Genomic DNA, 23,162 nt, shown 5'->3' with positions numbered 1-23,162 from the left:
ATCTCTTTTTTTATATTTAAAGTATCTAAAACTACACTTGAATTTTTTTCAGGTATTTCAAAAATAATATCATATCTATTTTTATTTTTTTGAAATTTTAAAATTCCATTAATTTTTATTGTTTCGTCTTTATATAATTCCAATTCCAAGTTTTTGTGAATTGAATCTCCATATAAATTCAATTGAAATAAAAAAATCATAGATATTACAAATTTATAATAAAATTTATTCATGCTACACCCCTATTTTAAAATAATCTTTTAAAACATTTATATAATTTTCTGGAATAAGAATATAATTAGCTTTATATAAGACTTTATTCTCACTAATCTCCTCTTCAATACCAGTTGTTATTGCCCACTTCCCATTAATAACTCCTATTTCCCCCTTATATTTAGTTGGAACATATGTATCTTCATATGCAACATATAAAGTTCTCATCATTAAACCTGGTTTCAATCTAAAAAGTGGATCTTCTGATTCATATCTATTTATTTCTAAATTTTTACTCTCTTCCAATACTTTAGAAATAGTATCACACAAATCTTTAGCAGTAAAAAGCTCATATCCCCAAGATACTTTAGTTATTTGTCCTTCTGTAGGTATCTTAAAGTCCTCTTTCGCATAGAGTGCATTATCTAAAAAAGATCTGTAAACTACAAAAGTTTCCGTTGGATCTCCTACGCTAAATAGGGAAAATCCATCTCCTTTAGCTATTCTTTTTCCCTCTTTATGTCCTCCCTGAGAGATAATGTAGGTACTCCCTTTCCAACGAATAGTATCTCCAAAAATCTCAGGTGGATTTTTTTCATAACCGAGGAAAATCTTAAAAAAAATAAAAATAATAGTTCCTAATAAAATAAATTTTATTTTTTTCATCTATCTCTCCTAAAACTCTTCAGTCATCTCTAATTTATTTTTTATAAACCAATATTTATATAGATACGTAAAAAATAGATATAAATATAACAGAGTGATTAAAATATAAAGTTTAAACATCACTCTTAAATTTTGAAACTCCTTTTCACTAAAATCTTTTTTAGAGGCATCTAACGTTATTACTTCAGTCATTTTATTTTTTTTCGTTATAATCCCTACTGCACTAAACTCCGTTCCGTTTATAAATTTTAAAATTTGTTTTGAATTTCTTTTTAATAAATCGTAACTGACACCTCCATTTGAAAAGCTATAGTAACGTCTTATATTTTCGGGTATCAAATCTATTTTAAACATAAAATCATTTTTTCTAACCTCTCTATACTTTTTTAAAAACTCAATCTCTTTTTCATAAAAATCATAGACGTCAGATATTTGAATAACACTTTCATTTCTAAAAGGATATAATGGAAGTTCTTTGAGAAGAGTCATTATCTTATTATCTTCACTGGAGTTTTCCCTTCTTAAAAGATAGATTATTCCTGTAGATTCATCTGACATAACCTGAACATTTTTTAAAATTAATTTATCTCCTATTTCAAAATCTGAAAAACTATACTCTTTGCTTTCCTCAATAATTATCTCTTTTCTAGTATTTCTATGTAGTCCATCAGTATAAATTCTAAAAGCTTTAAATGAAAAAATTAAGCAAACTATTAAAGTTAATATAATAGATATTTCAATACATCTAAGACGGCTAACTCTAGTAGTTAATCTTCCGTTTGTTATAACATCATCTATTGAAAAAGTTGGAAAATACTCTATCTTAAATAGTTTATCTCCAGTTTCATATAATTTTGAAAAAAGCATACCTCTTAAGTTGAAAATAATAGTACACCCCAGAACGCACAAAGTAAACACAGTCGTTAATTTTGAAAAGGGATTAAAAAAAGCAGCAAATAAAAATATAAAAGATAAAATAAAATTGCTAAAAATTGGATCTGTTTTATCTATTTCACTTGGAAAACTTTTAATCTCTTTAACATAATCTAAAATATTAAATCCATTTATCTCAATAACATAAAAACTACCTAAAGCAACAACTCCTTTTAAAGTTACAACTTCATTCTCTTTTAAAAAGAATTCATTCTTATTTATAAAGTAAGTGTTAAAAGTATTTATTTTCCAATCGTTAATATAATCAAAAGAATATGTGTACTTAATCCCATATTTCCCACGAAAGCTTCTATCTTTTTTTTTGACCTTTCCCTCTAAAATATTTACAATTCCCTTATTTTTTAATAAAAATATATTTTTGTAAATTCCATTCAATAGAAATAAATCTTTTTTAGATAAAATCTCCCTAGTTTCTTTAATACTTTCTAATTTTTCCTTAGTCATTGGTTCAGAATAAAAGCTATCATAAACATAGCATAGATAGCACAAAATAATAAAAAATATAATTATTAAAAGCTCTCCCATTTCCCCTCATTTCTATAAATTATTATTTAATTATCAGATTTATAAAATTTTTTATATAATTCGTTTTCTTCCTCTTCACTTAAAACATATTCATAAATAATATCCCCATTTTCTGAATACTCAACCTCTTTAAACCCTGTTCTTTTATCGCCATCATAAGTATCCATAACTTCGTAAACCAATCTATTATTTTTAAAATTTTGTGTTTTTATCCATGTTCCACTTCCAAAACTGTTAGCTCCATTAATATCAAAGACAATTGGAGAGTCATATTTCAAAACTTGAACTATTGTAACATCTTTTAAATGCTCATACTCCTCTTTTAAAAATATATTTAAAGGTACATCATTTAAGATTTTATATAGTATCTTACCAGTGGAATCATAATAAACTAAAGATAGCAATTGGTTATCTTTCCAAACTTCATCTGTTTGAATCTCTTTAGGTGAGTAATATGTTTTTTTTACTCCATCTAACTCTCCATCTTTCCAATTGGAAAACTCTTTGATACTACCATTCTCAAAGTACTCATAGTATTCACCCACATATTTCCCATTTTTTAAAGTATATTCCAACCTTTTTTTATCAGTGTAAAGTGGTTTTATTTTTCCTCTTCCAATCCACTCAACTCTAAACTCCTCCTCATAGTATTCAATAAATTTTCCATTACTAGCTTTATAATCTCTGTATGTATCTATAGGAAAAAGAATAGTATCATATATAAATGATGAGGTCCTATCCACCATGTATATAGGAATTGCTAAAGGTCCCAAAGTCATTCCAAGAACAACATATAAAGTCCCCTCTGTACTATTACTACTCATCTTGAAATTAAGAGAGGGATATACTCCTATATATCCCTCTCTTCTTTTAATTTTAGATGTAAAAGATGTTAAAAATATAAAAATAGCTATACTAATTCCTATTATTAATTTTTTATTTGAAATTTTCATATTAATCCCCTAATAAAAGCATTAAAATAACTCCAGTTGCTCCTGCGATAGCCATTGGCATTAAAACACCTAAAATAAATCCATATAAAATTCCTATTTTTGAAACTCCTATTTTTTCATCACCTTTAGTTATCCTTCTTTTTAAAGATAAAAAATAGATATAGTTACCAAAAAATCCTATCAATCCCATTAAAGCATAATTTAAACCTCTAATAGTAGAGGTAGAGATAGCTGTTAAAGAAAAAAACTCATACATCATTGCTAAAAAACCTAATAAAGTAACACAACAACCAATAATAAAAGTTTCAAAATACATCTGTCTATAACCCATCCATAATGGACCTAGAAATAAGGCACAAAAATTAGTTTTATTTTTTGGTCCTTTAAAAATATTTAGATAATATTCTCCTTTTTTATCAATATACTTTAATAATTTTTCTTCATTATTTTCTAAAAACTCTTTATTTTTTTGATTTGATTTTATATAATTACTCATCTATACTCTCCCTTTTCTGAAACTGCCCATATTTATTATAGTATTTTATTTCTATAGAATCATATTTTTTTATAATTTCATCCCATCCAAATAATAAATCTTTATATCCAACTTTGTAGACTTTCACTATAAAAGAATCGTCTTCTAAATATGTAAATATCTCCCTTATATAATTATCTTCATCGTAATCATTAAATTCTTGATACATTAAATCTCCAGAATTATTGTATATAAATTTTTCAACAACTCTATTTTTAATATCAAAATCTAAGCTATAATCTAACTTCCCATTCTCTTTAAAAAAATTAGAAAATATTAATTTGCCATCTTCGTCATATCCATGCTCTTCTTTCATATTACCATTAGTATAATAACTTATATTATTTTTCATATTCTATTAATTCTCCCTCTTCTGAATAAAAATTATGATTTCCTATCCAAGAGATATCGTTATTATAGTTATCTTCGTAAATATAATATCCCTCTTCCTTTATATTTCCATTGGGATAATAACTTATAAATCTATATATATTTTCATCTGATAAATAAATTGTAGTACTATCTAAAATCTCATTAAGATAGTTTTGTGTATCTATAAATTTTCCATCCTCTGAATAGTTTGTCACTATTTTTAAAGATTTATTTTGATTAAATGTCAGTAGCTCTCCTATCCAATAAAATACATTTGTATCTCTAAAGAAAGTTCCTTTTTGTGTCAGGATTTCATTTTCATTATAACGCTCTATTGAGTATTTATTTTCTCCAACTATTTTTTGTTTTTTTCTTAAATTTCCATTCTCATAATAAGAAATATCTAAGTTTTCATATCCTTTTATAATATTGTATGAATAGTCATCTTGATTATGTTCACAAAGAGCATCCTCCTATTGAACATAACTCTCTATCCCTCCTGATTTATAATATGATTTTGAATAATTTAAGTACGAGTATCCATCAATTAAATCATATTTACTAATTGATTGTAACTCTCCTGTTTCATAAAACCACTGAGATATTCCAACTCTTAGTCCATTTTGATAAGCTAATTTAGCATAAATTTTTCCATTTTCATAATAAAGTAATGAATCATTTATTGGGGCATTATTAGAATAATATGTCTCATCCTGTAGCTGACCTGATTTATAATATTTAAAAAACTTTCCACAACGTTTTCCATCTTTTAAGTCTATGATACATTCTATTTGGCCATTTTCATAATAGCTTTTAAACTCACAATTTTCTTTTCCTAGAGTATAAAAACTATCAGTTTTTATAACTCCATTTTTGTAATAATCTTTATATTCTCCATCTATTAAGTTATCCACATAAGAACAAATCTTTTTCAACTGACCATTTTCATAAAAAGTCCATCCCATTCCAATGTATTCATTACTATTATTGAGAGTTCCTATGCTCATCAAGTTTCCATTTAAGTAATATTCAACAATTTTTGAAAACTTTTTAAATTTATATATTTTACTTTTTAATTCACCTGTTTCGTAAAATTCTATTGTTTGATTTAAATTTGTTAAAAATTTTAAACTTCCATCCTCATAATAATATTTAGAAGTCCCAACAATTTCACCATTAGAATACTCCTGCTCTTCTAGTAAAACATCCTTTTCATTATAAAGATAACGATAACCATTTTTTACAAATTCAAAATTTTCTACACAGTACTCCTTTAAAGCTGGATTAATAACAAGAGTATTGTATCCACTAGGTGTCACAATTCGCTGAGACATTAAGTTATTTGTAGCATTTTCAAAAACTTCTATCTTTATTATGTTTTTATGAGTTATATCAAAAGTTATATCTTCATAAGAGGATTCATTAAAAATACTTCTAATAACTCCCACATTCTCTGAAGAAAATTCCCAGTACTCTAGAGCATATTCATTATCTAAATAATACTCTATATATTTATATTCATCTTCATCCTTGTTAATAAAACTATTATAAGAAATATTTAAATACTCTATCTCATCATCATTATTTAAATAATATATTGAATAGTATCCTTCTTCACTACTTAATTCAATTCTTCTTAAAAACATATTATTTTTCTTCAACTCTTTCCCTCTCTTGAATTCGATACCATAATTCATCTATAAAAAACGGAGATTTTATCTCCTCTATTATATTTTCTATAATAGTCATATCAATCTGCTCTTTTTTAACTATTTTTTTAGTATCTCCTATCTTTAAATATAAACTTTCAATCTCATAATTTTTTATAGTTGCTGATAGCTGTTCTCCTCCATCTAAAATTAAAATTTCTTGAGGAACTTCTTCATCATCAAAATCGATTTTAATTTGAAGCCCAAGCTCTTTAGAAACCTCTTTGTATATTTTTATTTTATTCTCTTTTATCTGGACTGCTTCGATACTATAAAAATCATTTTTTAATATTATACTTTTATCTTCAAACTCAATTGGTGAAGCATCAATTGTAAATAAAAACAAAATATATATGATAATTAAAATAATTTTATTTATAATGCTCTCCCCCTTTCTTCTAATGAACCTATTCTATAACTTATTTTCCTTTTTAACAATCCCTAGCACCCGACATTTTTTTACTTAAAATTGACACTTATCTAACTTCTTTTAATATAAATACGACATGCTATATCTATAGTTTTAAAACTTCATTTCTAACTCTTTAAAAACTTCAATGTATTCTCTCTCTTCATCCTTTTTTATTTTTTTAGAACTACTGTTTAGAAAATATAAATTTAATACTCTCATATTATCCTCTATAAATACACTATAATACCCTCTTCCACCAAGTTCTTTTAATTTTTCATTTTCTAAAATTAAAGATCTTTGTGCTCTAAGTTTTATTGAATTAGTTTCTATTTTTAAATCTCTTTCAAGAATTTCAACTATTCTTATAACTATATCTAATTTTTCTATATCAAAATTAACTGGATGAACTTTTAATATATACCCCTTAGATATCTCTTCCATTAAACTCCAAGTTTCATCTAAAGAAAAAGCTTTTTTATGTAAATACCCTTCAATCTTTATCTCTAATTTTTGAGCGATTAATAGAAGTGTTTCAAACTCTACCTTCTCTGCCTCATTTTCTGCTCTATGAATAGTCTTTTCAGAAATATCGCAAATTTCAGCCAATTCCCTCTGTGTGATTTTTTTTACATTTCTAGCACTTTTTAATTTATCTTGAATTACAATAAATTCAGCTTTCACCAATCTCTCCCCCTCTTAATAAATATGTCTGTTTTATATAATGTGTCTTAATTCTAATGTATTTATACGCCAATTTCAACATTTAAAAATATTATTTTATTGCATTGTTAAAAAACTTATGATATCATTTTCTTAGAAAGAAAAAGTTATAAAAATCACAATTAAACTCATATATACTTGGGATTGGCCAAGAGTTTCTACGAACTACCGTAAATAGTTCTCTATGAGGGATAAATATAATCGCTAATAATGAGAGTATATATTCCCATAGGATTTATATGCTCTTTTTTTATTTTCTATAAAATTATTTAATGGGGAGAATTTAATGAAAAAACTTACACTACTTTTAACACTATTGACATCTACTTTAACTTTAGCTGAAAGAATAGCTATAATTGGAGCAATGGACTCTGAAATTAAAATTTTACTTTCTCAAATGAAAGATGTAAAAAAAGAGGAGAAAGCTTCTGTTACATTCTATAAAGGAAAATTAGAAAATAAAGACGTTGTAGTTTTTAAATCTGGAATTGGAAAAGTAAATGCTGCTATGTCAACAACTATTGCCATGGAAGAGTATGATGTAAATAAAATCATATTTACTGGAGTGGCTGGAGCGATTAACAACAATCTTAATATAACAGATGTAGTTATCTCTGATTATTTAGTTCAACACGACTATGATACCACAGTTTTTGGAACTAAAAAAGGTGCTGTTCCTGGTTCAGTAGATACAAAATTTTCAGCTGACGAAACTTTAATTAAAATTGCAAAGAACTCTGCAGAAAAAGTTTTAGGAAAAAATAAAATTTATATTGGTACAATTGCTACAGGAGACCAATTTATTGCTGATAAAGCTACTGTTCAATCACTAGAAACAACTTTTGGTGCATGGGCTGTTGAAATGGAAGGTGCTTCTGTAGCTCACGTTGCAAATTTATATAAAGTTCCTGTTGTAGTTATTAGATCAATGTCTGATAAAGCTGATGGTAGTGCTCACATGAATTATAATGACTTTGTTACAATTGCAGCTGATAACTCTGCTAAAATTGTAATGACTATGCTTACACAAATGTAATTAAAATTCGGAGGGACAATACAATGAAAAATAAAATCTTACTTACTCTTATACTTTTAAATCTAACAGCTTTTGCTGCTACTGAACCTAGTTCAGCTATTGAAAAATTAAAACTTCAAGAGTTAGCAAAAACTTATCCAAAAGAAAAAATTGAAAAAAGTTTAAAAGGCTATAAAAATATTAAAACTGAATCTTCTGAATCTCTTTCACATAAAGCAGTTTTAGTTGATTTAAATATAACTTCAGTGGAAATGCTTAACCAAAAAAATTACTCAAGTATTACAGAATATGTTTCTGATTTTTTAGATAACAATGAAAACTCTTTAGGAAATATTTCTGATAAAAATATTTTTGAAAAAGTTTTAGTAAAATGGAATAATGTTGTTCCTGCAAAAGATAATCTTTTACTTGAAAAATTAAATGTAGCTTTAGCTAATGGACTTATGACTGGCTATAATCTAAAAAATATCAATAACTATGCTAATTTTGATAAAAACCTTTCAGTAAGTTATGGGCATAATGATATTACACACGCTATACAATTAATAGCTCTTTTAAAGGGTGAAGGTGTTGATGCCAAAGTTCAACTAGAACCTAAGACCTCTGCTTTCTTACATAATCCAAATTGGGGAGCTCCAAACTATACTCACATTATTTTAGAAGATGGAAAAATTGTTGTTACTCCTACAGAGTACGATTTAAAATTCCAATTCTCAAATAATAACGATAAAATTAAATTTACAAAACTTATTGACCTTTACGCAAAAAAAGATTCTAAAGATCAAGAGGGGTTAATTTATAAATCATGGTGGCAACCATTTATACAAACAGATAAAATTGAGGGATATCAAATGTTAATATCTCATTTAGTTAAAAATGGAGATTTTGAAGCTAATGTTCTAACTCTTCCTAAAAATTCAAAAGCTTTCATTGATTTTATGAAAAAAGGATCAAACTTAAAAGTTACGACTCAAGAGATTTGGGTAAACCCTGCTTTCTATAGATTTATGGAAGGGGATTATAAGTAAAATCAAATAAAAAGAGCCTCTGTAAAAAGAGGCTCTTTTTCAATAAAAGTTTAATATTATTTTATACTTTTTCTTTATAAATTTGATAAATTCTATTTTTTTCCTCTTCTCTAAACTCCTCTTGATTATCCCAATTTATTTTAGTTATGTCTATAGTAAATTTAGGATATTTACTAGATATCTCTACTGCTGATTCAGTTATTGGGAATTTATGTCTTAAGAAATAATCAGATGTATCTCTTCCAATAATCATTGACGACATTATCATCAACCTATCTGGAATACTAAATGGTTCTAATTCAATAGGTAAATGTCTCATTATATTATGATACTTCACAAAGAAATCTCCATCATTATAATACAATCTTAATTTAATCCAGAATGCCAACCTATAAAAGAATCCCATATCATAAATTGAAATCTCTGTATCTGCAATCTTTACTAATTCGGGAGCACATCTCGGATTTTTTAAATATTTAATTCTTGCTTCCTCTGCAAACCAGTTATTCATAACTTCTCCAAATAATCCCATATGATAATTAGAATCCATCTCGTGCCCAACCTCATGTCCAACAACCCATGACGAAGCAAAGTTTGATAAACCTTTGTTTAAAATTGCCAATGGATTATTCGAATATGCTGTATAGGCTCCTGCATAACATCCTCCTGCATGAGGATTTGCTGTTCCTCCTTCCCACATAAGTCTTCTATATGGTACTGCATTTTCAAAATATGTCCCAGCTTCTGCTATATAATATAAAAAATCTAAAAACTCATCTAAGATTTTTACTCTATCTGTTAAAGTTCCTAAAGGAATATTCTCTCTTAACCAATCATATCTTATTGCTGAAGTAAAATTCTTTCCTTCAATATATGCTGTATTTGAACTCACATGATTATCCTCTTTATATGTTAAGTTCCTTTCTTTACTGTAGAACTCATCTTCAGTTGTAAATCCATATTTATAATGTAATCCTGTTACTTCATCAGTTGTGTAAAGTCTTATCTCCTCTTCTCTTCCACCTTTACTTCCTCCATTTATAAATACATGACCTGTTTTATCTCCTAAGTTAACTATATTAATTCCTTTTTTAATATAAAATGTATGTTCACTTAAAGGTTTATGATCAGCTAAACTTAACTCTAATCTAAGGTCTTTATTACTTATAAATATCTGATTCGTATTTGGATAAATATAATAAGGTGTAGGATAAGCTCTTCCTGTAGTGCTTGTTTGTAGCTTTGAAAAATAATAATTTACATCATATTCTAATGCTTTCAATGTAAAAATATCGTATCCTATGTTGTTGTTGTTGTCTAAAATATTTTCAGCTATTTTTAATTTTGTAGAAATAATACTCGTAGATGACAATGTTTTTGACTTTAGTCTTCCTACTAAATCTTTTGTTACGTTTGAATTTAGTTTTGTAAACATCTCTTTATCTTCAAACATTTTTTCAACAATTTCATTAAACTTGTTATAGATATTGAATTCAACTTTATTTAAAATAACTTTATTTTCAACTGTCTTTTGTAAAATAATACGTATCTCTTTTGCTAATATCGATGCAAATTCTAAATTAACTAACGAAGTTGGTGAACTATTTTCATAATTTGCTAGTCTCTCCCAATTGTTTTGATTTTCACTTCTATAGAAAATTGAAGCACTATAAATTTTTCCAGTACTTTGACCTGCTACCTCACTTAAAATAGTTAAGCTATTAAATATTTTTTGGTTTTGGAATTTAAATATAACCTCTCCTAACTCTGAATTTTCATAGTAAGTTTCATTATTTCCATCTAAAATATTTTCTAATCCAGTTTTTTCCACACATGAAGTTTCAAGAGTTATTAAATCAACTGGATAAATATCTGAAATATCTTCATTATTATATAAATTTTTTTGATTTACTATTTTAAAATCTCCAGATTTAACTTTCCACTTTTCATCCTCATCTAAAACTAACTGAATCACAGGTTCTATTAAAATCTTTTCACCAAACTCTCCAAGAAGCTTTTGATTTTCTAAATCAGTAACTAAATTCAAATCTTTTATTATTTTTTTATTTCCTAAAGAATCTTTATAGTATACAGAAATATCTAAGATTTTTTCTGGTAACTCTTCAAATTTTATTTCTAAACCATTAGCTATTAAAAATTCACTGTTTTTTATTTGAAACTCTATTGGTTGTGATGCTTTTTCTATATAAAGTTTTTTTGCTAAAATTAACTTATCTATATACTCTTGTTTGAACAACTCTTTAGATAAAAGATTTCTTATTTCATCCAGTGTTACTGTATCTTTTAACTCTAAACACTCAGAAGTTTTAAATAAGTTATTTATTTTCTCCTCTAAAATATTATAAACAAATATTTCTAATTCATTTATCAGTGTCCAGTTATTTTCCCCTTGCTCAAAATCAATCCAGATTTCATCTGTTAAATATTTGTCTCCTTTTATTTCTAACCAATTGTTTAAATATTCTCCTCTTTCAAAACTTCCTAAGTCTACCCAACTACCATCAAAACTATTTTTTAAAGATATTTTATATTTTTGTAAAAATCCTGATGTAGCATTTCTATAACTCATAACTCTTCCAGCTTCAATTAGCATTGGTTTATTTAACTTTAAGTATATATAAGCTCCTGGTGTTTTCCTAAAGTGAACCTGTCCTATTAAATCTCCATCAAAAAGTTTTTCTATATCATTGTATCCACCATTTAATGCTGAGTTTCTTATAGTGAAACTTTCTCTTTGAAGTCTAACATCTATATCTTCATCTATTGCAAACTCTTCTAAATTATATGAATTTGTTTTTACTTGATAAATTTTTTGAATTCCATAACTTTGAGATTTTCCATAAATTACAATAGAAGCTTTATCTGTCATAATTTTTTCAAAATTAATTAAAACATTATCACCAATTATTTCAAATGGTACTTCATTTTCTCTTTTGTAACCATAGGTATCAACATATTTTAAATGTATTTTAGAAATCTCTCCCTCTGTTATAAACTCTACTCTATCAAAGATTTTTACTTCTTTTAACGGAATATCAAACTCCTCTGATTCAATACTTTCAAATAAAAATTTAGCTAATTGAATCTTCTTTATAAGAGCTGAATCTTTTTTTATTAAAGATTCTAAACCTAATATCTCTTCTAAAGTTACACCCGTTCTTAACTCCATAAAACTATTATCTTTAAATAATCTATCCACATCACATCTCAATGTATTAAGAGGACAAATTTGAATTTCGTTTATACAAACCCAATTACTTTCTGCATCAGTCACTCTTATTTTAATCTCATCTGTTAAATATGCACTATTCTTTACTGTTGACCAGTTATTAATAAACTCCTCATTAGAATAGTTTCCAAACTCTACCCACTCATCCATTAAAATGTTTTTTACAAAAATAGAATATCCTTTTACTATTCCAGGATTAGCACTTCTAAAACTATATAAATTTATTTTCTCTAAAAGTGTTTCTTTTGTTAGTTTTATTGTAATATCTGAGTAATCTCTAAATGATTTTGAACGATACTCTGTATTCATATTTCCATCAAAAGCTCTTTCTATTAAGTATGAGTTAGAGGTCGGATCTGATTCTGTTACTGTTATCTCATTCTTTGGAATATAGATTTCTACATCGTTATATATTGAAACCTCTTTCAAAGAATAAGTGTTTGCATTAATTGATAAAATAGAATCAACACCATAAACTTTAACTAAAGCATTCTCTCCATGTATTTTAGGTAAATTCAAACTAAATCTATCATTGTCTTGATCTAAATAATCAAATATTTTTTGAATCTTACATCCAAAATTATCTTCATATTCAAATACTATTCTTTCTAAATTTCCTGTAAATTCTAAATCAACTCTATCAAAAATAATATTTTTATCCACAGGAACTGCCTCTAAAATTGGAGTTTTTCTTTTAAAATATAACTCTAATGCTTTAGCTATAAGTTCTTTTAAATCTTCTGAGTTACTTGCTCTCTCTTTTAATGCTCTAATTAATTCATAAGTTATACTATCTTTTAATGCTGCGTATGTTTCATCTGTAAATAGATTTTTTATTTCAGCTTCTAATAAACTATACTTATTTATTGCAAGTTCATTTATCAAAGCCCAACCTCTATCAGCTTCTAAAATTCTTACACATATCTCATCTGTTAAATATGGAGAATTTTTTAAAATATGCATCTCTCTTACAAAATCTTCTACTTCTAAATACCCAAACTCTAACCATTTTTTAGAAACTGTGTCTTTTATCAATATCAGTACTTTTTTAATAAGTCCAGTTACTCCACTTGGGCTATCAAATCTAAAACTAGTGATTCCAATCTCATCTACAATTGATGCCTCATTTAATTTTATATTTATATCTAGATTATTACTAAAAGCTCTTGAACGAAAATCTGTTCTTACATTTCCATCAAACATATTTGAGAGAGGATAACTTTCATGTACATTATTACAATTTACAGCTAATTGCTCATATGTTAATCTTTGATCTAAATCTTCTGCTAATGCAAACTCAGATATCTGGTGTTCTTTAAACTTTATATCTGCTAAATCTCTTGCACCATAAACATCTAATTTTATTCCTCTTGTATAAGCAAATCCATTAAGAACTATTGTGCCTTTATTTTCTAAAATATTAATATTGCAATCTTTAATTTGTAAATTATTATACGTGTCGTAGTAGCTTAAAATAATTTTCTCTAATTTACCAATAATATCAAACTCTATTTCAGAAAATATCCTTAACTCTCCAAACTCAACTTCTATACACTTTGGAGGTACTCCATCATAATATAGTTCAAAAGCTCTATTAATTAAGTCTCTATACTCTTGAGTTACTGTTACTAAATCAGATAATCTCTTTATCTCTTCAAAAGTTACATCACTTCTTAAAGTTGTCTGCCACTTATCAGCAAATAAATAATCTATCTGTGCTCCCAGGGTACTATAATTAAATATTTTAACTTCGTTTATACATACCCAATTTCTATCAGACTCATAAACTCTTAATATAATCTCATCTGTTAAGACTGGAGCAAATTTCAACACACGCCATTCATCATTATATTCCTCAACAGAGTAAGTTCCTAAAGATATAAGCCTATTACTACTTAAATCTTTTCCTAAAAGTTCAAATCTTTTTATAGAACCAGAAGTAAAGCTAGGATTAAATCTCGTACTTAGAATTTTAAACTCATCAATTATTCTCAAACTATCTAATTTAAAATTAAAGTCATGATGACCACTATAAGTTCCACTCATATGTGATTCAGATCTTTCATTTCCATCTAACATATTAGTTAGTGGAAAACTTAAGTTTTCATTTAATGTAGTTATCGTTATGTTTTCTTTTAACAACTTTCTCTCTATGTCTTCTACTATTGCAAAATTTTCAAATGGATATTCATTATAAGTTAATTCTCTTATTTGTGTTACACCATAAAGCTGAATATATAAATTTTTCGTTAAAATTTTAGAGGTATCAATTATTATATTTTCATTATTTTGAACTAATGGAGTTATTAATTTTATATTTTCATTTTGCGTATTTAAATATCCAATATAATTTTTTTCTATAATCCCATCTACTTTAAATTGAATATTATCTATAACTTTTAAATTTTCAAAATTTAATTCTAAAGTCGTAGGTGTTTTATCCTTATAAAATAACTCTTCAGCTATATTTAAAAGATCTATATACTCTTTAGTATTTGTTGCTCTTTTTCTTAACTCTTGTATCTCCCAATAAGTTACATTAGCTCTTAGTGATATAAAATTAGAATCTAAAAATAAACCTTTTATCTCTTTTTCTAAAAGACTATATTGATATATTTCAACTTCATTTATGCATATCCAATTTCTATCAGACTCGTATACTCTTAAAATAATTTCATCTGTTAAGGCTGGTGTAAAGTTTAATTCACGCCACTCATCATTATACTCCTCAACAGTGTAACTTCCTAAAGATACTAACTCTTCACTACTTAAATCTCTGTTAAAAACTTCAAATCTTTTTATAGAACCTGATGTAAAACTAGGATTGAATCTTGTACTTAAAATTCTAAACTTATCAATTATTTTTAAACTATCTATTTTAAAATTATAGTCATGATGACCACTATAAGTTCCACTCATATGTGATTCAGATCTTTCGTTTCCATCTAACATATTAGTTAAAGGAAATCTTGAGTTTTCATTTAATGTTGTTATATTTAAAGCTTCCCTTGAGATTTTTCGTTCACTATCTTCAGTTAAAGCAAAGCCATCTATAGGATATTCCTCATATATTACATCTTCAATACTATTCACTCCATAAATTTCAATATAAACCTCTTTAGCTAAAATTTTAGGAATGTTTAAAGTTTTTATTTCTCCACTTTCTATTATTGGTATAGATATTTTTATATATTCATCTGCTGAATTTACATACTCAATATTATATAACTCCATTTCTCCAGAAGCTCTAAACCTTAAATTGTTAATTACTTTTAAATTTTCAAAAGTTAATCTTGAAGTTGCTGGAGTCCTTTTACTTAAATATATTTCTAATGCTTTATTTAAAAGTTCTTTATAGTAATCTGTATTTACAGCTCTTTCTTTTAATCTAACTATATCCCAATATGTAACTTCAGATTTTATATCTACCAAAGACTCATCAGTAAATAAATTTAAAATATCTCTTTCAAGAGTTGAATAGTTATATATTTCTATCTCATTTATATATGCCCATTTATTTTCTGAATCTTCAACTATTAACGTAACCTCTTTAGTTAAGTATGGTAATGTTTTAATTGTCATCCATTCATTTTTAAACTCTTCAGTAACATAAGTTCCAGCTTCAATCCATAATCCATCCATAGGATTTTTTACTAAAATTTTAAACTGCTTTATTAATCCTGAAGTACTGCTTCTATAACTCAAAATTCTTGCACAATCAATTACTTTCTCCTTTGATAACACCATATGAACCCAACCGTAATTTGAATATTTTTTTAATTGAGCTTCTGTATTTAAGTTGCCATCAAAGGCTCTTGATATGGGTTTTGATGATTCTACAGCAGAAGAAGTCACTGTTAAAGCTTCATATGATATTTTCTTTTCTATATCTTCATTAATACTAAAATTTTCTATAGGATGTCTATTAACTTCAATATCTCTAACTTCTAAAGTTCCTAAAATTTCAATTGATAACTCTTTAACTAATGTTTTAGCAAAACTTACTGTTATTAGATTTTGAGTTTGTTCCACAGCAAACTCTTGAGTCCTTTCATTTCCATATCCATCTAAATATTTTAAAATAACTTTTTCTATAACTTCATCACATAAAAAACTTATTCTATCAACTATACTTAAAGTTTCAATAATTTTTCTTGTATAACTATTCTTTAGCATATTTTCAACTCCTATTGATTTCTTCTTAAAATTTCATTAAACCTTCTTACCTCTTCTAATTGATATTCTCTCTGATTTTCATAAGTTATCCAATTTATATCCACATGAAGCGATGGATACTTTTCACATCCTTGAATAGTCTCTTCACTTAAAGAGTATACCTCTTTAAAGTATATTGAAAGATTTCTCTCTAATATTTGTGAAGCAACTAAAACTAAATTATCTAAAGTAGGCTCGATTACTCCTCTAATTAATTTAGGAATTAATCTCTCTGTTCCATGAACTAATCTAATTTTAGACCAAATATTTAAAGTCACATCCTCTACCTCTGGTTGTATTCTTAAATACCTTATATATAATTCTTGTTTTAATAAAAATTTAAAAACTTTAGAAACTTCAACGCCAACTATATTTTCATTGATAAATAACTCTCTAATTACATTACAAAAATCCTCATTAATAATATTTTGAATATTCTTATTAAAAAACTTTTCTGGAGAATTTGCAAAACTTAAATAACTTCCTAAATCTACTTTCTCATAACTAGCTTCTCTATCTATGCTTTTTCCTTGTATAAAAAATGTTTTAAATGGAACTATGTTTTCACTGTATACATCTGTTCTTTCCATTAAAAAATAAATATAATCTAAAACTGTATCTAAATTTTCAATGCTTTGAATAAATTCACTTTCATTAAAATTTTCAACTATCCACTTTTTAGATAAACTAGCATTAAAACTCTTTCCTGCTACAAAAATATTTTTATCTAAATTTTCATCTTTTAAAACTTGTGAAAATCTATTGTCTCCTAATTTAAAATTTGTTTTTTCAATAGGATTATAAACAACCATTTCTAAATCTACTCTATTATTAATTAAATAAAGATCTCCAGAAATATCTTTAGAATAAATTATATTCATTCCCTTTCCTAATCGTTCTTTTTTCCATATGATATCTTTTCCAATTTCATTTATTATATAAATATCTGTTGATTTATCTGTTACCAAAAGAAGTTCTCTTTGCTTTTCTACAAAGATATTAAGTGGAGTGATTACTAATGGCTTATTACTCTTTAAATTCTCAAAGAATTCTTCTGCTGAAATGTCCTTTTCAACTCCTTGAATTTTTATAGTTTTTACTGTTTCTATAGCTCCATTTAGACGAATATATTTTCCAACTTCACAAAGTTCTCCTATAAAATTATAATCCTTATTATTGATTTTAAACTCTCTTATATCTTTTAAAGAATAACTTTCTATTATTTTTTTACAATCTATATCTTCAAAGATTTCCAATAATTTCTCTTTTAAGTCTTCTCTTATATAAAATTCAATATTATTTATTGCTACTTTTTTCGAAGATGAAGCATGAATTCTTAAACACATATTTTTAGCTAAAATTGGTTCAAATTTAGCTATTCTAATACCTTTAGAACTATATGTATTTGAAACATATATGCTTCTCCATTCTTTTGCTGAACTGCTATTTTTATATAAAATCTCATATTTAGTTATTTTTCCATCATCATTTGTTGGATGATTTGTAAAAAAATCAACCCTATCTAAAACAATACTCTCAGGAAATTCAAAATAAATATCTTTTGGATATTTTCCATCTGCTACTGAAAGAAATAATGTATCCATATTATTATCAACTATATGTTGTAAAAAGTTTTCACCATCTGCTATTAACGCACTTGAAATTTTAATTAGTTCTTTATTCATTTCCCCTCCTTTTTAAAACTTATATGAAACAATTCTACATAACGATATAAATTAAGTCAAACTTTTTTATTATATTTGACAAGTTAACCCTCTAACTTTTCAATAAGAATATTGATTTAATAAGGATTGTACTAAAACATATAAATTTTATATAAACTTTTTTAAAATAAAATGTTATTATTATATCAATAACAATTTTGAATTTTTATTACATGGAGGTATTTAGATATGAAAATTTTTTGGTATGATGATAACAAAAATAATTTTAATTATTTTGAAGAGATTATTAAAGATGGAAGTATTGACCAAACTTCTTTAATCCAAAATATAATTGATTCGCATATAGGAGAAGAGATTAAAGTTCCTACAGGAACTTATTTGATAACCCATTTAAATATACCCAATGGAACCTTTTTAAGAGGGGAATTTAATACTATTTTCAAAAGCAACTTAAACAGTAATATCATTAGAATTCTTTCTAATGTAAATTGTATCATTGAAAATATTCATGTTCTTGGAAATAATGAAATCATAAGACCCTCAATAAAAGGAAATCAAGTTGGGTGGTATTTAGACGGATGTTTATCTGTTACCTTAAATAACTGTTCTGCTAGTGGGTGTAATGACTCTGGTATAAAAATTAAAAATACTGGTGCACAATCAGCTCCTCAATATTATAAAATACCAATTTTAAATAATTTTAAAGCTTATAAAAACTATATTGGTATAAAAAATGACGTTAGAGGTGAATACTCTCAATTAAATGGATGTATAGCTGGAGAAAATTACATTGGATATTTTACTGGTGGTGGAAATAATATGGCATCTAATTGCCAATTTAACAGAAATCAAAATGGTGCTAGAGTTGTAGGTGGAACAACTGATGGAATCAACTATCCTAATAATTCCCATGCTTCATTTACAGGGTGTCAATTTAATCATAACATTGAAGAATCTATACGATTTGAAAATGTTGAAGTTGGTTATATGTTAAATGGATATCAATTTTTTGATGGAGATATGATTTTTAAAGGAAAAACAAAGGGTGTTGTTATCAACGGAAGTGAAGGTGGAACTTGGAGTATAAATAGTGATTCTAAAGAACAAAATATGATTGCTAACTCTTTCTTTTATACAAAACCTAGTGGGAATTGGAATACAACAATCATTCATAAAAATAATATTGGATCTGGAGCAATTATAGAAGATAATAATTCACCATCTTTTAATGAAAAATCTCTAATTTTTAAATCTAGATATGATTTATTCAAAACTTCAAATAGAGGCATTAATAGTTGGAAAAGTGGTGGTCCTTATATATTTTGGGGTTCTAAAGATATTGTTGTTCCCCCAAATAAATATGTAGGTTATATTTTAGTTAGATTAGAAAATATTAGTACTAATTTTGAGAAAGAATGTTTTTTAGCTGCTATTGATGCTTCTTCTGAAATTTGTGTCGAAATTTTAGCTGAAAGTTATTTTCCTGAAATAATTAATTTAGATGGTGTGAATTATGCTTTAATACCTGTTAAAAAGCAATTTAACACTCATATCTTCTTTATAGCTGGAGTTAATAGAGGTTCTTCTGGCAACGAGGCTGGAATGGCATATGGTAGAGTCTCATCTACTAATAACTTTGCTTTTTTCTCTGACAAATCTCCATCCCTTGAACAAAAGATTATTTTGAATACAAATTCAATAAATTGTGAATTAATTGTTTGTCAAGATTATCGATAAATAAATTTATTAATAAAAAAATAAAACTGTTAACAAAAATTAAAAATTGTTAACAGTTTTTTATTATTTGTATTGATATAATAATTTATTATTTGAGTTATTATCTTTTAGATTATACTCATATATCAATTTATTATTTAAATTATCAGTTTTTACACTGTATTCATATGCCAACTGATTTCTAGTATTTTTTAACTTTTGATTTTTTTTATTTTGAGATGAATAATAACCAACTATAATTAAGCATAAAATGAAACTAGATACTTTCTTCATAAAATACCTCCCTTTATCTGCTATATTATAAGTATAGCTCTCACTTTTCTCAAAGTCAAATTTAATTAAACTAGTTTTTTTAATTTTTATGTAACACATGTGTTACGTGAAAATTTATTTTTTTATTATTGATTTTTCCTCTTATTTTTGTGCTATAATTCTCATAAATTCAAAGATAAATTTCAATGGATATTTTGTTGGAGGGTTTTATGAAAACTTATAAATCAAAATTTAATTTAATCAAAAATTTTCAAAAAAAATATCTAATTTTACTGTTTTTAATTTTATTAACTCCATTTAAATTACATGGAAATACGATATACCCAAATTTGAAATTAGAATTATTTAAAAATGAAATTACAACTGTCAACGGACTTCTTAAATTTGAAAAAACTAAAAATAAATATAATATTACTTTTGAAATAAATAAAAATAATAAACCTATTGTTTTAGATACACAAAATATAAAAACAAAAGTTAAAGATGTATTTTTATATGATACTAATAAAGATAGTGTTAATGAGATTTTTATTATTTATTCTAAAGATGATAAAAATTATTTAGAAGGATATTCTCTTACCAATTTAAATATGGAAGAAGATGAGTACGAAGAGGATGAAGTTACAGAATTCTTTAAAACATTTAATACTATAACCTCTCATAAACTAAATAGTAAAATTGCAAATATTAAAAACTTCAATGTTAATTTAGCAAAAAAAGAATTAGATAAACTAACTCCGTATTATAAGATCATAAATTTTAATAATTATGATTGGAATACTCTTAATGCTATTGAAAAAGAGGAACAGCCTGATAAAAAAAAATTTAACAAATATGAAGTTTTTCCTCAAGATTATGAAAGATTTAATCTTCAAAAATATTTTCAAATTTATTCACTTGATAATTTAAATTTTATAAAATATCTTAATAGTGATGATGTTTTATTTAGCAATGGAAAATACTATTTTCTTTTTCATATTCATCATTTGGGAATAATAACTTTAGAAGAGGTTTTTCAAGGCAAAATTACAGATGAAATTATTATAAAAAATGGGAAGTATTTTAATTCATTTGAAAATGGTTATTATGAAAAGAATATTAAAGTTGGAACTTGGAATTCGTATGAATATTTAGAAGAATTAAAATGCTATCTTCCAGTTAAAAAATATTTTATCAAGGGAGCTTTAACTAGAAAAGATTTTTTTTATAGAAAATTAGGAAAACTTTATAAATTTTCTTCCCGCTCTAAATTTTAGACGGGAAGATTTTTTTATAATATACCTAAAGACTTTAAAGATTCTTTTGCAATTTTTTCACGTTTGAATAAATTTTTTCCATCTTTCATTTCTAAGTTAATAGCAAAACTATAAATTTGTCCATTTTTCTCTACCCAACCAACAAACCAACCTACAGGTATTTCTATGTTTGATGTTGCCCAGCCAGTTTTTCCATGTAAAGTCCAATCTTTTGTACTTTCTAAAATAGTTATGTCTTGAATTTGTTTTTGATTATTTTTAGAATATGGAAGCTCATTATTAGCTAATTTAGCCAATAACTTACACTGTTCTACTGCACTAACTTTTAGAGGTCCTCTTAACCAAAATTGATCAACTTTTTCTCCTAGCTCTTTATTTCCAAAATTTAGTTTATTAATTTCATTTTGCATTTTTTTCATTCCAATTTTTTTAGCTAAAAGTTGATATGCTGGAACTTGTGAAACTTTTATAGCATATCTTAAGTTAGAATCTTGTGCCCAACTCTCTAAAAATACTTTTTCACCATTATATTTATAAAAAACTTTATCCACATTTTTTACAGCTCCTGTCTCTAGTCCAATCAAAGAATTATATATCTTAAAAGTAGATGCTGGATAAAATCGCTCCTCTGCTCTATTTTCATTATATCCTATAAAACTATTACTTTGAGGATTATAAACTACAAATGTTCCTTTTACTTCATTTTGTTGAAATATTTGCTCAACCTTTTCACTATTTGTAAAATTTAATGCTAATATTTGTAACGATAAAATAAAAAAAATATTTATTAAATAAAAAATTCTTTTTCTCATAATAAATTAACTCCTTTAATTTTCTTGTTATTTATTATACATTATTACTTATTAATTTAACAGATACTAAAATGTTTTTTTATATATTCACATAATTCTTCGCTATTTTTAAAACTTATATTTATATCTAATTTAGTATTAATAAATTGAACTACTCCAAAAGGTTTAAAGTATAATTCATAATCATTATAAAAAGCATTTACATTATTTAAAATTTCAAATATTTTATCAATTTTTGTAATTGGTTTGATATCTTTAGTTAACGCCCATCTTACGTGGATTCCAATAGCAGTATAACTATTTACTTTAATACTATCTTTTATATCTTCATAATTTTTTATATTTTTTAAAGAAATTACTTTAATTTCTTTTATAGATTTAAAAATTTTTTCATTAATTAAACTTTGTTTAACTTTAATTTCTATACCCTTTATAGTTAATTTACTTTCTAATAAAAAATTTTCTTGATAATCATCTAATATAACTTTTATATATTTTATATCATCTTTGTTCTTAAATTCAATCATTTGTTACCTATCCTTAATTTAGCTTATATATACTAATAATTTTTTATTTTATTTCTTTAGGAAAATTAGGATTATACATCCCCATAAATTCATATTTAGTTGATAATTTTCTTTCTATCAATCTAGATATTTCTTCTAATGTAAACTCTAAAACTTCATTTCTCAAATCTTTTTTCTTTAAAAATTCAATTAATGTATTGGAAGTTAAAAATTTATTTGAATCTATTTTTAAAATATATATCGAAGACTTTGACATCTTTTCTCTTTTTTTTATTTCAAATATA

The 23,162-nt window shown here is 25.4% G+C and carries 20 protein-coding genes and 1 riboswitch; of the genes, 4 read left to right on the top strand and 16 right to left on the bottom strand.

The window, feature by feature from the left end; genetic code table 11:
* The 10 genes from HMPREF0202_RS05555 to HMPREF0202_RS05510 all read right to left on the bottom strand — a co-directional run.
* A partial coding sequence (locus tag HMPREF0202_RS05555; protein WP_023050065.1) for a hypothetical protein occupies positions 1-233 on the bottom strand: 233 nt, incomplete at its 3' end.
* A gap of 1 nt (position 234) precedes the next feature.
* Positions 235-879, bottom strand: coding sequence for a hypothetical protein (locus HMPREF0202_RS05550; protein WP_023050064.1), 645 nt, complete (start codon positions 877-879; stop codon positions 235-237).
* 9 nt (positions 880-888) lie between these two features.
* Positions 889-2,358, bottom strand: coding sequence for a hypothetical protein (locus HMPREF0202_RS05545; protein WP_040406530.1), 1,470 nt, complete (start codon positions 2,356-2,358; stop codon positions 889-891).
* Positions 2,359-2,384: 26 nt separating this feature from the next.
* Positions 2,385-3,311, bottom strand: coding sequence for a toxin-antitoxin system YwqK family antitoxin (locus HMPREF0202_RS14695; protein ID WP_023050062.1), 927 nt, complete (start codon positions 3,309-3,311; stop codon positions 2,385-2,387).
* Between the two features lies 1 nt (position 3,312).
* Positions 3,313-3,807 carry a DUF2628 domain-containing protein gene (locus HMPREF0202_RS05535; RefSeq protein WP_023050061.1) on the bottom strand — a complete coding sequence of 165 codons (495 nt, stop codon included), beginning with the start codon at positions 3,805-3,807 and terminating at the stop codon, positions 3,313-3,315.
* Positions 3,800-4,198: a hypothetical protein gene (locus HMPREF0202_RS05530; protein ID WP_023050060.1), complete on the bottom strand. Its 399-nt coding sequence runs from the start codon at positions 4,196-4,198 to the stop codon at positions 3,800-3,802. The genes HMPREF0202_RS05535 and HMPREF0202_RS05530 overlap by 8 nt, the downstream gene beginning before the upstream one ends.
* Positions 4,188-4,433 (bottom strand): hypothetical protein, encoded by a 246-nt coding sequence (locus HMPREF0202_RS05525; protein WP_023050059.1) that lies wholly within the window; start codon positions 4,431-4,433, stop codon positions 4,188-4,190. Before HMPREF0202_RS05525 ends, HMPREF0202_RS05530 begins: the two co-directional genes overlap by 11 nt.
* Positions 4,434-4,691: 258 nt before the next feature.
* Positions 4,692-5,879: a toxin-antitoxin system YwqK family antitoxin gene (locus HMPREF0202_RS05520; RefSeq protein ID WP_040406528.1), complete on the bottom strand. Its 1,188-nt coding sequence runs from the start codon at positions 5,877-5,879 to the stop codon at positions 4,692-4,694.
* Entirely contained in the window at positions 5,866-6,273 is a 408-nt protein-coding gene (locus HMPREF0202_RS05515) for a hypothetical protein (RefSeq protein ID WP_023050057.1), read from the bottom strand. The genes HMPREF0202_RS05520 and HMPREF0202_RS05515 overlap by 14 nt, the downstream gene beginning before the upstream one ends.
* Before the next feature lie 177 nt (positions 6,274-6,450).
* Positions 6,451-7,020, bottom strand: coding sequence for a helix-turn-helix domain-containing protein (locus tag HMPREF0202_RS05510; RefSeq protein WP_023050056.1), 570 nt, complete (start codon positions 7,018-7,020; stop codon positions 6,451-6,453).
* Between the two features lie 147 nt (positions 7,021-7,167).
* Positions 7,168-7,264, top strand: a riboswitch (purine riboswitch).
* A gap of 81 nt (positions 7,265-7,345) precedes the next feature.
* Between HMPREF0202_RS05510 and HMPREF0202_RS05505 the strand changes: the two genes are divergently transcribed.
* Together HMPREF0202_RS05505 and HMPREF0202_RS05500 are read left to right on the top strand one after the other, a co-directional pair.
* A complete protein-coding gene (locus HMPREF0202_RS05505) occupies positions 7,346-8,095 on the top strand; it encodes a 5'-methylthioadenosine/adenosylhomocysteine nucleosidase (RefSeq protein ID WP_023050055.1) in 750 nt (249 codons plus the stop codon).
* A 23-nt stretch (positions 8,096-8,118) separates the two neighbouring features.
* Positions 8,119-9,123 carry a hypothetical protein gene (locus HMPREF0202_RS05500; RefSeq protein ID WP_023050054.1) on the top strand — a complete coding sequence of 335 codons (1,005 nt, stop codon included), beginning with the start codon at positions 8,119-8,121 and terminating at the stop codon, positions 9,121-9,123.
* A gap of 61 nt (positions 9,124-9,184) precedes the next feature.
* Here HMPREF0202_RS05500 and HMPREF0202_RS05495 read toward each other — a convergent pair whose 3' ends face one another.
* Together HMPREF0202_RS05495 and HMPREF0202_RS05490 are read right to left on the bottom strand one after the other, a co-directional pair.
* Positions 9,185-16,549, bottom strand: a complete 7,365-nt coding sequence (locus HMPREF0202_RS05495) for a discoidin domain-containing protein (RefSeq protein WP_023050053.1) — start codon at positions 16,547-16,549, stop codon at positions 9,185-9,187.
* A gap of 11 nt (positions 16,550-16,560) precedes the next feature.
* A complete protein-coding gene (locus HMPREF0202_RS05490; RefSeq protein WP_023050052.1) occupies positions 16,561-18,273 on the bottom strand; it encodes a hypothetical protein in 1,713 nt (570 codons plus the stop codon).
* A 228-nt stretch (positions 18,274-18,501) separates the two neighbouring features.
* On the opposite strand from HMPREF0202_RS05490, the gene HMPREF0202_RS05485 reads away from it, so the two are divergent.
* Positions 18,502-20,010 carry a hypothetical protein gene (locus HMPREF0202_RS05485; protein WP_023050051.1) on the top strand — a complete coding sequence of 503 codons (1,509 nt, stop codon included), beginning with the start codon at positions 18,502-18,504 and terminating at the stop codon, positions 20,008-20,010.
* Between the two features lie 63 nt (positions 20,011-20,073).
* On the opposite strand, the gene HMPREF0202_RS05480 is transcribed toward HMPREF0202_RS05485, so the two are convergent.
* Entirely contained in the window at positions 20,074-20,283 is a 210-nt protein-coding gene (locus HMPREF0202_RS05480; RefSeq protein ID WP_040406525.1) for a hypothetical protein, read from the bottom strand.
* A gap of 209 nt (positions 20,284-20,492) precedes the next feature.
* On the opposite strand from HMPREF0202_RS05480, the gene HMPREF0202_RS05475 reads away from it, so the two are divergent.
* The gene (locus HMPREF0202_RS05475) at positions 20,493-21,539 is read left to right on the top strand and encodes a hypothetical protein (protein ID WP_040406523.1); all 1,047 of its coding nucleotides are present in this window, start codon (positions 20,493-20,495) and stop codon (positions 21,537-21,539) included.
* A 14-nt stretch (positions 21,540-21,553) separates the two neighbouring features.
* On the opposite strand, the gene blaOXA is transcribed toward HMPREF0202_RS05475, so the two are convergent.
* From blaOXA to HMPREF0202_RS05460, 3 genes are all read right to left on the bottom strand, one after another.
* Positions 21,554-22,351, bottom strand: a complete 798-nt coding sequence (blaOXA, locus tag HMPREF0202_RS05470; RefSeq protein WP_023050048.1) for a class D beta-lactamase — start codon at positions 22,349-22,351, stop codon at positions 21,554-21,556.
* 56 nt (positions 22,352-22,407) lie between these two features.
* Positions 22,408-22,878 (bottom strand): hypothetical protein, encoded by a 471-nt coding sequence (locus HMPREF0202_RS05465; RefSeq protein ID WP_023050047.1) that lies wholly within the window; start codon positions 22,876-22,878, stop codon positions 22,408-22,410.
* 43 nt (positions 22,879-22,921) lie between these two features.
* The coding region (locus HMPREF0202_RS05460) for a hypothetical protein (protein ID WP_023050046.1) at positions 22,922-23,162 on the bottom strand (241 nt) is incomplete at its 5' end.

This window comes from Cetobacterium somerae ATCC BAA-474, assembly GCF_000479045.1.
GTDB classification, from domain to species: Bacteria; Fusobacteriota; Fusobacteriia; order Fusobacteriales; family Fusobacteriaceae; genus Cetobacterium_A; species Cetobacterium_A somerae.
The sequence above is the reverse complement of the archived record's forward strand: the minus strand, read 5'-3'. Positions and strand labels throughout refer to the sequence as shown.